This is a genomic window from Streptomyces hebeiensis, from assembly GCF_052983195.1.
Window position 1 is genome coordinate 3,611,413 of sequence record NZ_CM129812.1, and the last position, 11,300, is coordinate 3,622,712.

Genomic DNA, 11,300 nt, shown 5'->3' on the forward strand with positions numbered 1-11,300 from the left:
CCGGGGCTCTGTCGCGTCCACGGGTGCGCCGAACGCGCCTGTGGACGCAAGAGACCTGCAAGCGCCGGGTTCCGCCCCGCCGGCTATGGCGAACATCCGCCAAATACGGCGAACAGTCGCAGTGAAGCCGCTGTGGAACTTTCCTTACCGGTCTACATGTCGTTGAGGATCGTGGCGGTGCGCGTCTCACCTGCCGCGTCGGAGAAGGTGAGCTTGATACGGCTGCCCTTTCCGCCCAGTGCGTTGGGCGAGGTCGTGTTCTCGTAGAAGTCCTTGTTGCAGGACACCCACGAGTTTCTGGCGTAATCGCCGTAGCAGACGCCCTCGCGGTACAGCTTCCAGACTCCGTTGCTGTCCTTGAGCTCATTCGCCCAGTAGGCCCGGGGACTGCCGTCCGTGTAGTTGCGGGACCAGACTCGGATGACGTCGCCGTACTGCTCGAAACATCCCATTCCGCTGTTCAGCTGGTTGTTGCCCATGATGCCGTAACCAGCACATCCTTCACGCGCGGTCAGTTTGCCGAAGTCTGCCTCCCACGTGACGGCCTGGGCGGAAGTGGTCACGGCGAGCGATGTCATACACGCCATCGTCGCGGCCAGAAGTACACGCTTTGCGTTCACGGACAGGATCTCCTCGGGTGTTGTGGACGGAGTGGTTTCCTCAGGGGCGCCTTGTCGAGTGATGCGGCACGACTGACACAGCCGTCCGTGAATAAATCGCTGATGGGTCCGGGCGGCCGGAGCGCCCGTCCGGATCCGGATCTCGGCACCCAGGATGCCGGGCGTGAAGGCATCCAGCCTTGTCAGTCCCCGTAGGGTTGTTGACGATTTGCGCACGCCTCGGGTGGCAGGCTTCCGCAGTCACGTGGTGGTACTCCGGAGGTGGCCCGGAACAGGCGTCTGAAGTACGCGAGGTCGGTGAGGCCGCAGCGCGCGGCGATGGCCTGGTTCGGTCGAGCGGGGCGGCAGTTGGGCAGTCAGACCCGGCGCCGGTCGGGCGAGTCGCTGCCCCATCCCCTCTCGCTCAACTCGGTGATACGGCCCGGGGCAGTGATCTCCTCCGACGGGGAACGGCCGTCGGCCGGGGCGGGACTTCGGCAGTCGGCGCAGTGGCTGCCGGGTTCCGGGGAGCGGAAGGCACGGTCGCAGCCGTCGCAGGTCTGGAGGGGGTGCACGACGGGCGGCGGGGCGGCGGGGGCGCGGAACGGGGGCGGGGGCGGCAGCTTCGCGGTCAGGCGGTGGGCCAGCAGGGCGGCCGGGCGGCGCGGGCCCTCCGGCGGCAGATCGCTGATCAGGGCGTGCGTTACGGCGGCGGGCGGTACGTCGCGCTCCAGCCAGGCGGCGACGCCGGGGGCCAGGTGGGCGGTGTCGCAGGCGGAGAGGAGAAGGCGTGGGTCGTGGACGCGCAGGTCGGTGAGCAGGTCCGTGGCCGTCTGGAGGAGGTCCGGGGCGGGGTAACCGGGCTGGGGTACGGCGGGCAGGGGGCGCTTCTCGCGGGGCGCGGGGCGAGCGGGCGGCGTGGGGTGCGTGGGCCGCATGGGGTGCGTGGGCCGCGTGGGCGACGCGGGCTCGGGGTGCGTGTCGGAGGTCGCGTGGCTCGCGTCCGGATCTGTCGCGTCCACGGTGCGCGCCGAACGCACCGGTGGACGCAAAAAATCGGGGAGGGCTGAGGTGTGATGCCGGGTCGCCGCCGGCTGGTTGCAGGAGATCGTACGGGTGACGATGCGGCCGGCGGGGGTGCGTTCGCGGACGCGGCGCAGGTAGCCGTACGCCTCGAGTTCCCGTAAGGCGGCGGCGATACGACTCGCCCCCTCGGGGAAACGGTGGGCGAGTGTCTTGATGTCGACGCGGGCGCCCGGGGGCAGCGACTGGATGTGCACGCCGAGCCCGATGGCGAGCAGTGACAGCGCGTCGTGCTGGGCGAGGTGGTTGCCGATCACCGTGAAACGGGTGGTGTGGCGGACGTTGTCGTGCACGACGCCGGCGGGACCGGCCGCCGGCGGGCGAACACGGGGCCGCCGGTTCGCCCGGGGGTGACGCGGGCCGTCGGCAACGGCTGACGAGGCATGCGGGGGCACGCTAGTGTTTCGGGTATCCATTGGGAAGGTTCTGCTTCCTCGTGGTCAGGCCCTCGATCGGGAGTGCTAGTCCCGGCCGGGGGCCGACGTATGTCTGCGGTGGTGTCGCGCTGAGCGCAAGGCAGTCGGGGGATACGAAATCCAGCCCAACCGGGGTAGTTCACCCGCCCGAGTGAGTGTGCCCGTGAGCGTGACGCCGGGCGGGTGGGGTGGGACTTGGTCAGGTTTTTTCTCCTCACGTCCTTTGGGTAAGAGCGCCGGCGGCACCGGAGCCCGAGGGAACGGGTGGGGCGTGGCCGTTCTCACCACGGTGGGACGGCAGTTGAAGCTACGGCGCGAGGCGACGGGGATGCGGGCCTCGGATTTCGGCAAGGCCGTCGGCTACGGCGAGGACATGGTGTTCAAGATCGAGGGTGGCAAGCGGATTCCCCGGCAGGAGTACCTGGACAGGGCCGACGAGGTGTTGCGGGCCGGTGGGCTCATCTCGGCGACGTGGGAGGACGTGAAGAAGGTCCGGTACCCGAAGAAGGTTCGGGAGCTGGGGTGGCTGGAGGCCAAGGCGGTCGAGATCGGCCTGTACGAGTGCAACATCATCGCTGGGTTGTTGCAGACGCCTGATCACGCGCGGGCCGTGATCGGAGCAGCGCAGCCGCCGTACTCGCCGGACGACGTGGCGCGCATGGTGGCGGCTCGTCTGGCCCGGCAGTCGATCTTCGAGCGTTCACCCGCACCCGCGCTCAGCTTCGTCCTGGAAGAGGGGGTCCTGCGACGCACCATCGGAGGCACAATGGTGTGGCGACAGCAGCTCGAACGTCTGTTGGAGGCAGGGCGGTTGCACAACGTCGTGCTTCAGGTGATGCCGACGAACTGCAACACCCACTCCGGCATGGACGGCAGGATCGAGATGCTGAAGTTCGCGGACGGTACGGCCGTGGGTCGCTCCGATGGTGCGTTCAGCGGTCGGCCGACCTCCGAACCCAGGCACCTGCGCATCCTTGAGCTGCGGTATGGCACCATCCGGGCTCAGGCGCTCTCGCCAGGGGAGTCGCTGGGCTTCATCGAGCAACTGCTGGGAGAGACATGATGCGCACAACCACTTCCGGGGACGCCTCCTGGCTGGCGTGGTTCAAGAGCAGCTACAGCGGCGGCACCAACGGCGAGTCCTGCGTCGAGGTCGCCACCACCCCCGGCACCGTGCACGTCCGCGACTCCAAGAACATCGAAGGCCCCCGGCTCGCGCTCACCCCGAGCGCCTGGGCGGGCTTCGTCACGTACGCCGTCGAAAGCTGACCCTCAGCACACCACCGCCCCCGCCTCCGTACGCAACGGTGGCGAGGGCGGCGGCAGGGGCCTGCGGGGACGCCTCGGGGGAGGGCCCGGCTCAGATGTCCTCGGGCTTCTCGTCGCCCGGCTCCAGGCCGAGCTGCTCCACGAGCCACTTGTCGAACTCGATGGACGCCCGCACCCAGCTGACCGTGGACGCCACGAAGTGCTCCAGGCTGACGCCCGTGCCGATCAGCATCTGGGCCTCACCGATGATCCGGACGGTGGGCGGGCCGTCGCCCTCCTCGTGGATGTGGCTGTAGACCTTGGGCCAGAGCGTGCGACGGTTCCAGTCGTCGATCGCGTCGAGGATCTTGGACTTGTCCTCGACGGGGTGCGGCCGGTCGTAGAACGTCCGCACGGAGAAGACCTGCTGGTCCCCTTCGCCACGGAACATGAAGTACGTGCGGAAGTCCTCCCACGGCGCCGCGAGGTCGCCCTCGTCGTCGACGACGTACTTCAGCTCCATCTGGTCGAGCAGCTGCTTGACCAGGTCCTGGTCGGGGACGACGGGGCCCGCCGGTCCTTCCGCTCCTGCGCCCTGCTGCCGGGGCTGGCCCCCGAAATTCGGAATCGAGGACGGGTCGATGCTCACCGTGTTCTTCCCTTCGTACGGTTCCTGCCATCCTCTCCCATCGCTCCCGCCCCATGGCAAGCCCGCCCCGCCCGGATCCGCCCCGATCCGCCAGGAGCGGACAGGGGCGAGCGGACGGGGCGGGGCAGAAGGCGGTCCCGGCCGACGCGGTCCTCAGGGCTTCTTGTCGAACGACGGCCCGGTCCCCGTGGGCGCCGCTCCCGCGGACTCCGGCTCCGGCTCCGGCGTCGCCGCGCCCACGATCAGACCGTCCTCGAAGCGGTCCACCCGGACCGTGTCGCCGTCCCTGACCTCACCCGAGAGGATCTCCTTCGCCAGCCGGTCGCCGATCGCCGTCTGCACCAGGCGACGCAGCGGGCGGGCTCCGTAGGCCGGGTCGTTGCCCTCGTCGGCCAGCCAGTCCAGGGCCGCCGGGGTCACCTCCAGCGTCAGGCGGCGCTCCGCCAGGCGGCGGGCGAGGCGGTCGATCTGGAGGCGGGCGATGCGGGCCAGCTCGTCACGCGACAGGGCCGTGAAGACGACCATGTCGTCCAGGCGGTTCAGGAACTCCGGCTTGAAGGAGGCCCGGACCACCTCCAGCACCTGCTGCTTCTTCTGCTCGTCGGTCGTCGTCGGCTCGGCCAGGTACTGGCTGCCCAGGTTGGACGTCAGCACCAGGATGGTGTTGCGGAAGTCCACCGTCCGGCCCTGGCCGTCCGTGAGCCGGCCGTCGTCCAGGACCTGGAGCAGGACGTCGAAGACCTCGGGGTGGGCCTTCTCCACCTCGTCCAGCAGCACCACGCTGTACGGGCGGCGGCGCACGGCCTCCGTGAGCTGGCCGCCCTCCTCGTAGCCGACGTAGCCGGGCGGGGCGCCCACGAGCCGGGCCACCGAGTGCTTCTCGCCGTACTCGCTCATGTCGATGCGGACCATGGCCCGCTCGTCGTCGAAGAGGAAGTCCGCGAGCGCCTTGGCCAGCTCCGTCTTGCCGACGCCGGTCGGGCCGAGGAAGAGGAAGGAGCCGGTGGGCCGGTCGGGGTCGGCGATGCCCGCGCGGGTGCGCCGTACGGCGTCGGAGACGGCCCGTACCGCCTCGGTCTGGCCGATCAGCCGCTTGGCCAGCTCCTGCTCCATGCGCAGCAGCTTCTGCGTCTCGCCCTCCAGCAGCCGGCCGGCCGGGATGCCGGTCCAGGAGCCGACCACGTCCGCGATGTCGTCGGGGCCGACCTCCTCCTTGACCATCGTGTCCTTGGCGGCCTCCTCCTCGGCCGCCGCGGCCTCCTCCAGCTCCCGCTCCAGGCCGGGGATCTCCCCGTACAGCAGCTTGGAGGCGGTGTCGAAGTCGCCGTCGCGCTGTGCCCGCTCCGCCTGGCCGCGCAGGTCGTCCAGGCGTTCCTTGAGCTCACCGACGCGGTTGAGGCCCTGCTTCTCCTTCTCCCAGCGCGCGGTCAGGCCGCGCAGTTCCTCCTCGCGGTCCGCGAGGTCGCGGCGCAGCTTCTCCAGGCGCTCCTTGGAGGCCGCGTCGGACTCGTTGCGCAGGGCCAGCTCCTCCATGCGGAGCCGGTCCACGGAGCGCTGGAGCTCGTCGATCTCCAGCGGCGAGGAGTCGATCTCCATCCGGAGCCGGGAGGCGGCCTCGTCCACGAGGTCGATCGCCTTGTCGGGGAGGAAGCGCGAGGTGATGTAGCGGTCCGAGAGCGTGGCGGCGGCGACCAGGGCCGCGTCCGCGATCTGCACCTTGTGGTGGGCCTCGTAGCGGCCCTTGAGCCCGCGCAGGATCGCGATCGTGTCCTCGACGGTCGGCTCGGCGACCAGCACCTGCTGGAAGCGCCGCTCCAGGGCGGCGTCCTTCTCGATCCGCTCGCGGTACTCGTCCAGCGTCGTCGCGCCGACCATGCGCAGCTCGCCGCGCGCCAGCATCGGCTTGAGCATGTTGCCCGCGTCCATGGCCGAGTCGCCGCCCGCGCCCGCGCCGACGACGGTGTGCAGCTCGTCGATGAACGTGATGATCTGGCCGTCGCTCTCCTTGATCTCGGAGAGGACGGTCTTCAGGCGCTCCTCGAACTCGCCCCGGTACTTCGCGCCGGCCACCATCGCGCCGAGGTCCAGCGCCACCAGCCGCTTGTTCTTGAGCGACTCCGGCACGTCGCCCTTGACGATGCGCTGCGCGAGTCCCTCGACGACGGCGGTCTTGCCGACGCCCGGCTCACCGATCAGCACGGGGTTGTTCTTCGTACGGCGCGAGAGCACCTGCACCACGCGGCGGATCTCCTGGTCCCGGCCGATGACCGGGTCGAGCCGGCCCTCGCGGGCGGCGGCCGTGAAGTCGGTGCCGAACTTCTCCAGGGCCTTGTACTGTCCCTCCGGGTCGGGGGTGGTCACCCGGCGCCCGCCGCGCGCCTTCTCGAACGCGGCCAGCAGGCTCTTGGCGTCCGCCCCCTGCCCGGCCAGCACGTCCCCGGCCGGCCCGCCCTTGGCCGCGACGCCGATCAGCAGGTGCTCGGTGGAGACGTAGTCGTCCCCGAGGTCCTTCGCCCGCTGTGAGGCGTCCGCGATGACGGCGAGCAGGTCGCGGTTGGCCTGCGGGGGCGCGACGGTGGACCCGGCCACGCTGGGCAGGGCGCCCAGCAGCCGCTCGGCGCCCGAGCGGACCGCCACCTGGTCCGCCTCCACGGCGGCCAGCAGGTCCGTCACGTTCTCGTTGTCCTGGCCCGACAGCAGCGCGAGCAGCAGGTGCGCGGGGGTCAGGTCGGGGTGCCCGGCCGCCACGGCCCGGTTGGTGGCCGCGTTGATCGCGTCCCGGCTCTTGTTGGTCAGCTCGGCGTCCACTGCGCTCTCTCCTCCTGGCGTCCTCACGTATGCGGCCCGCCCGCGCCCCGCACCTGCCGCGCGCGGGGCCCGGGCCCCGTGTCCGACTCCCGGCTCTTTGACTCCTGCAACATACGTAAAGTTGAGTCTATTCCACTCAACACCGAAACTGCCCCCGTACGGTCGAATCCATGCCCGAAGGCCCCGAACGCCCGAAGGTCCGAACGTCCTACGCTTCGACGCATGCCTGCGCCCACGCCCACGCCCGAAACCGCACCCGCACCCGCACCCGCACCGGCGCGCACTCCCGCGCACCATGACGTACGTAATCCCAGCCCCGATTTTCTCGCGTTCTGGCGCGAGCACCATCTGTGCACCCTCACCACCGTGCGCGCGGACGGCACTCCGCACGTGGTTCCGGTGGGCGTGACGTACGACCCGGAGGCGGGGCTCGCGCGCGTCATCTCCGACGGGAACAGCCGGAAGGTCGCCCACGTCCTGGCCGCCGGACCGAACGGCGCGCGGGTCGCGGTCTGCCAGGTCGACCGGGCCCGCTGGGCGACGCTGGAGGGCCGCGCCATGATCCGCCGGGAGCCGGAGGCGGTGGCGGACGCGGAACGCCGCTACGAGGAGCGCTACGGCCACCCTCCCCGGGTGAACCCGAACCGGGTCGTCATCGAGATCACCCTGGACCGGGCGATGGGGCGCGGCTGGGCGCGGAAGGCGACGGCGGAGGGAAACAGCTGACCCGCACCCGGACAGCACAGCGGCGCCATCGTGTTTCAGGTCCACGATGGCGCCGCTGTGTGGGGGAAGCGCCGGAGCGATTTACAACGACGGGGGAATCGCTCAGGCGCTGCGGGGGGTGGCGATGGTGGTTCTCGGTCCGACCAGCTGGTGGTCCCGCTGGTCGAGGTTAACGAAGATCATTCCGTATCGGATCGCGCACCGGACCGGCCGCGGTGCTCCCCGCGGCTTCCGGAGGCAGCGGTAGGCGCGGACGTCCTCGTCCTCTTCGCGTACGACGACGATCGGTTCTCCGAGCAGGGTGACCATCAACGAATCGCCACGGTGAGGAATGGCCGTGACCAAGTCGATGAAATGCCACCCGGATCGGTAGGCCGTCGCCATCTCGCGACGGAAGACCCGGTCGTCCGGCGGCACGGTCATGCGCCCGAGTCGGCCGGCGTGGTGTTCCAGCCGATGTCCCCCGGCGCGCTCCTGGGGGAGACGATCCAGCCAATGTCGCCGCCGTTCGTCGCGTCCGCGGCGGAGACCGCCCCGGCCTCGACGTTCCAGCCGATGTCACCACCCGACTCGACACCCTGCGCGACAGGTCCTGTTGGCTCGGCGTGCCAGCCGATGTCACCGCCAACGGTCAGCGCGCCGTAGGCCAGAGCCGCAGAGAAAGCGGTGGCGACCACCGCGCGAAGCATTCTCTTGTACATAGTCGGCTTCGTCCTCACTTGATGGATTCCTCTCCCCCGCCACCTAGACGATGTCTCACCCGGACACGTCAACACCACCAGGACGAGGCATCATGTTCCTGCATGTTCAGGACCCTGGGGGGTGGAGCTTTGACATCAAAAGACACAAATCAGACACATCCCCATGTCGTCACTGATCTGTGCGAGGACGGCAAGCACATTTACGCCAAAGCGCTGAGGTCCGGACGCATCGCCCGGGGGGAGGCCGCGGCGGCCCCCTGCCTCATGGAATTCCCACTCCTCCATCCCGACCCTGATGACCCCGACTGGCTCCGGCCGGTTCCACCGTCCGCCGCACTCGCACAGCGTCTTCACCCCGTCGAGCGCGAGATCCAGGAACGCCGGCACTTCGCGGTGAAGCTGACGGACACTTTTGAGCCGTTCATGACCATCAGCGCCCAGGACCCACCGACCACCCACGCCATCACGGTCCTGGAAGGCGACAGCAGAATCAACGCGGCGCTCGACCTGTCCACCGCCGAATGCCGTACGGAGGTGCTCACCGTCCAGCCGGGCGGCGGCCGCAGCGCGCACGTGCTCGCCAGGGCCCTCGAACGGGGCCAGTCAGTGGTGGACCGGGGCGTCAGCATCCGGACGCTGTACCAGCACACCGTCCGGCACAGCCAGGGCACACTCGCCTACGCGGAACGGCTGGCCGAGAGCAAGGTCGAGATCCGGACGCTGGAAGAACTCATCGAGCGGCTGATCATCTTCGACCGCTCGGTCGCGTACATCCCGGCCCGCTCCGACCGGCAGGTCGCCCTGGAGCTGCGGCACCCGGGCCTCGTCGACTACCTGGCCCAGGTCTTCGAGCACCTGTGGCGTCATGCCACCCCCCTGAACGAGGAAATCCCGTACGAGCCCACCCCCTTCGGCATCACGGGCGTCCAGCGCTCCATCGCCAAACTCCTGATCGAGGGGTTCGTGGACGAGGCCATCGCCCGCCGCCTGGGCATGAACGTACGGACCTGTCGCGCGCACATCGCGAAGCTCGCCACCGCCCTCGGCAGCGGCAGCCGCGCCCAACTCGGCTACCTCATCGCGCACTCGGGCATCCTGGACGACGACCGCTGAGCCGGTCGCCGTCCATGACCGGCCACCGACGAGCACGGCGGCCCACGCCCGGCCCGAACGCCCGCGGCACGCGAAACGCCCGGACGGGGGCCCGTCCGGGCGTCTGCGCGTCTGTGCCGCGTCTCTACCGCGTCTGTGTGCCTCTGTACGCGCGTCTGTGCCGCGTCTGTGTGCCTCTGTACGCGCGTCTCGACGCAAAAGGACCCGCGCTGCCCCGCCACGCGCTCCTGGGCACGCGCACGTACGGCCCGGGGGCCTCGGCTCAGTCCGTCGGCCGCTTCGGCTTCGGCCGCCAGACCACCAGCGCGCTCGCCTGCTGCACGTCCTGGTACGGGACCAGGTCCCGCCGGTACGAGGCGTGCACCTGCGCCTCGCGCTGGCGCATCGCCGCCGCCGCGCCGTCCACCGCGGACGACAGCTCGGCGACCCGGGCCTGGAGCGCGGCGACCTGGTTCTCCAGCTCGATGATCCGCTTGATGCCGGCCAGGTTGATGCCCTCGTCCTGCGACAGCTGCTGCACCTGCCGGAGCAGCTCGATGTCACGGGCCGAGTAGCGGCGCCCCCGGCCCGCCGTACGGTCCGGGGAGACCAGCCCCAGGCGGTCGTACTGCCGGAGCGTCTGCGGATGCAGCCCGGAGAGCTGCGCCGCCACCGAGATGACGTACACCGGCGTCTCCTCGGTCAGCTGGTACGACCTGTCGAACGATGCGGACTGCCGACGACGCCCGTCCCTGTCCATCGCGTCATGCTCCCTTCGCGGCCTGGAACAGCTCCGCCCGCGGGTTCTCGTCCGCGGTCGCCTTCCGGTATGCCTCCAGCGCGTCGCGTGCCTGCGCGCCGAGGTTCGTGGGGACGACGACCTCGACGGTGACCAGGAGGTCGCCGCGGGATCCGTCCTTGCGGGCGGCACCCTTCCCCCGGGCCCGCATCGTACGGCCGTTGGGGGTGCCCGCGGGGAGCTTCAGGGTGACCGGCGGTCCGCCCAGCGTCGGCACCTTCACCTCGGCCCCGAGCGCGGCCTCCGTGAAGGTGACCGGCACGGTGACCGTCAGGTTGTCGCCCTTGCGGCCGAACACCGGGTGGGAGTCGACGTGCACGACCACGTACAGGTCGCCGGCCGGACCGCCGCGCTCGCCGGGCGCCCCCTTGCCGCGCAGCCGGATCCGCTGGCCGTCGCTGACGCCCGCCGGGATCCGGACCTGCATCGTCCGCGACGACTTCGCCCGTCCGCTGCCCTTGCAGACCTCGCACGGGTCCTGGGCGATCAGCCCGCGGCCCTTGCAGTCCACGCACGGGTCGGTCAGCGAGAAGCCGCCGCCCGTGCCGCGCGAGACCTGGCCGGTACCCACACAGGTCGGGCAGACCCGCGGGGTGCCGTTCTTGTCGCCCGTGCCCGAACACGCCTTGCAGGGCGACTGGCTGGACATCCGCAGCGGGACCGTGGCCCCGTCGACCGCCTCGGTGAAGCTGAGCGTCACCTCGGACTCGATGTCCTGCCCCCGGCGCGGCTGGGTGCGGGTCCCCGTGCCACCCCGGTTGAACAGGCCGCCGAACACGTCCCCGAGCCCACCGCCGAAGCCGCCGGCGCCCGGACCCGTACCGCCCTGACCGCCGCCGAAGAGGTCGCCCAGGTCGAAGTTGAACGAGCCGCCGCCCGCGCCCGGCCCCGGCCGGAATCCGCCGTTGCCGAAGAGCGCGCGCGCCTCGTCGTACTCCTTGCGGCGCTTCGGGTCGCCGAGGATGTCATTGGCCTCGGAGACCTCCTTGAAGCGCTCCTCGGCCCTGGCGTCACCCTTGTTGGCGTCCGGGTGGAACTCCCGGGCGAGCTTGCGGTACGCCTTCTTGATCTCGGCCTCGGTGGCGTCCTTGGGGACGCCGAGAACCTTGTAGTAGTCCTTCTCCACGAAGTCCTTGGTGCTCATTCCCGACGTCCCTCCTCTCCGCCCGCGACACCACC

General features: G+C 70.4%; 12 protein-coding genes. 4 read left to right on the forward strand and 8 right to left on the reverse strand.

Going from position 1 to position 11,300, the window contains the following annotated elements; translation table 11 throughout:
* Window positions 1-152: 152 nt before the first annotated feature.
* Both ACU6P3_RS15755 and ACU6P3_RS15760 read right to left on the reverse strand, forming a co-directional pair.
* Entirely contained in the window at window positions 153-563 is a 411-nt protein-coding gene (locus ACU6P3_RS15755) for a hypothetical protein (RefSeq protein ID WP_447197660.1), read from the reverse strand.
* Window positions 564-976: 413 nt separating this feature from the next.
* Window positions 977-2,098 carry a helix-turn-helix domain-containing protein gene (locus ACU6P3_RS15760; RefSeq protein ID WP_447197661.1) on the reverse strand — a complete coding sequence of 374 codons (1,122 nt, stop codon included), beginning with the start codon at window positions 2,096-2,098 and terminating at the stop codon, window positions 977-979.
* A gap of 223 nt (window positions 2,099-2,321) precedes the next feature.
* Between ACU6P3_RS15760 and ACU6P3_RS15765 the strand changes: the two genes are divergently transcribed.
* Window positions 2,322-3,161, forward strand: coding sequence for a helix-turn-helix domain-containing protein (locus ACU6P3_RS15765; protein WP_447197662.1), 840 nt, complete (start codon window positions 2,322-2,324; stop codon window positions 3,159-3,161).
* The gene (locus ACU6P3_RS15770) at window positions 3,158-3,367 is read left to right on the forward strand and encodes a DUF397 domain-containing protein (RefSeq protein WP_447197663.1); all 210 of its coding nucleotides are present in this window, start codon (window positions 3,158-3,160) and stop codon (window positions 3,365-3,367) included. The genes ACU6P3_RS15765 and ACU6P3_RS15770 overlap by 4 nt, the downstream gene beginning before the upstream one ends.
* Window positions 3,368-3,458: 91 nt before the next feature.
* Here the strand turns inward: ACU6P3_RS15770 and ACU6P3_RS15775 are convergent, their stop codons facing one another.
* Both ACU6P3_RS15775 and clpB read right to left on the reverse strand, forming a co-directional pair.
* On the reverse strand, window positions 3,459-3,995 hold the full coding sequence (locus ACU6P3_RS15775) for a type III secretion system chaperone family protein (RefSeq protein WP_030751403.1): 537 nt from the start codon (window positions 3,993-3,995) through the stop codon (window positions 3,459-3,461).
* A gap of 153 nt (window positions 3,996-4,148) precedes the next feature.
* Window positions 4,149-6,803, reverse strand: a complete 2,655-nt coding sequence (gene clpB, locus ACU6P3_RS15780; RefSeq protein WP_447197664.1) for an ATP-dependent chaperone ClpB — start codon at window positions 6,801-6,803, stop codon at window positions 4,149-4,151.
* Between the two features lie 222 nt (window positions 6,804-7,025).
* Here clpB and ACU6P3_RS15785 point away from each other — a divergent pair, with 222 nt between their 5' ends.
* On the forward strand, window positions 7,026-7,529 hold the full coding sequence (locus ACU6P3_RS15785) for a pyridoxamine 5'-phosphate oxidase family protein (protein ID WP_447197665.1): 504 nt from the start codon (window positions 7,026-7,028) through the stop codon (window positions 7,527-7,529).
* A 102-nt stretch (window positions 7,530-7,631) separates the two neighbouring features.
* Here the strand turns inward: ACU6P3_RS15785 and ACU6P3_RS15790 are convergent, their stop codons facing one another.
* Together ACU6P3_RS15790 and ACU6P3_RS15795 are read right to left on the reverse strand one after the other, a co-directional pair.
* A complete protein-coding gene (locus tag ACU6P3_RS15790; protein WP_030751410.1) occupies window positions 7,632-7,952 on the reverse strand; it encodes a Rieske (2Fe-2S) protein in 321 nt (106 codons plus the stop codon).
* Window positions 7,949-8,230: a 5'-nucleotidase gene (locus ACU6P3_RS15795; protein WP_344269778.1), complete on the reverse strand. Its 282-nt coding sequence runs from the start codon at window positions 8,228-8,230 to the stop codon at window positions 7,949-7,951. The genes ACU6P3_RS15790 and ACU6P3_RS15795 overlap by 4 nt, the downstream gene beginning before the upstream one ends.
* Before the next feature lie 102 nt (window positions 8,231-8,332).
* Here ACU6P3_RS15795 and ACU6P3_RS15800 point away from each other — a divergent pair, with 102 nt between their 5' ends.
* Entirely contained in the window at window positions 8,333-9,343 is a 1,011-nt protein-coding gene (locus ACU6P3_RS15800) for a helix-turn-helix transcriptional regulator (protein WP_447197666.1), read from the forward strand.
* A 262-nt stretch (window positions 9,344-9,605) separates the two neighbouring features.
* On the opposite strand, the gene ACU6P3_RS15805 is transcribed toward ACU6P3_RS15800, so the two are convergent.
* Together ACU6P3_RS15805 and dnaJ are read right to left on the reverse strand one after the other, a co-directional pair.
* Window positions 9,606-10,082, reverse strand: coding sequence for a heat shock protein transcriptional repressor HspR (locus tag ACU6P3_RS15805; protein WP_447197667.1), 477 nt, complete (start codon window positions 10,080-10,082; stop codon window positions 9,606-9,608).
* Between the two features lie 4 nt (window positions 10,083-10,086).
* Window positions 10,087-11,265 carry a molecular chaperone DnaJ gene (gene dnaJ, locus ACU6P3_RS15810; protein ID WP_447197668.1) on the reverse strand — a complete coding sequence of 393 codons (1,179 nt, stop codon included), beginning with the start codon at window positions 11,263-11,265 and terminating at the stop codon, window positions 10,087-10,089.
* Window positions 11,266-11,300 lie beyond the last annotated feature (35 nt).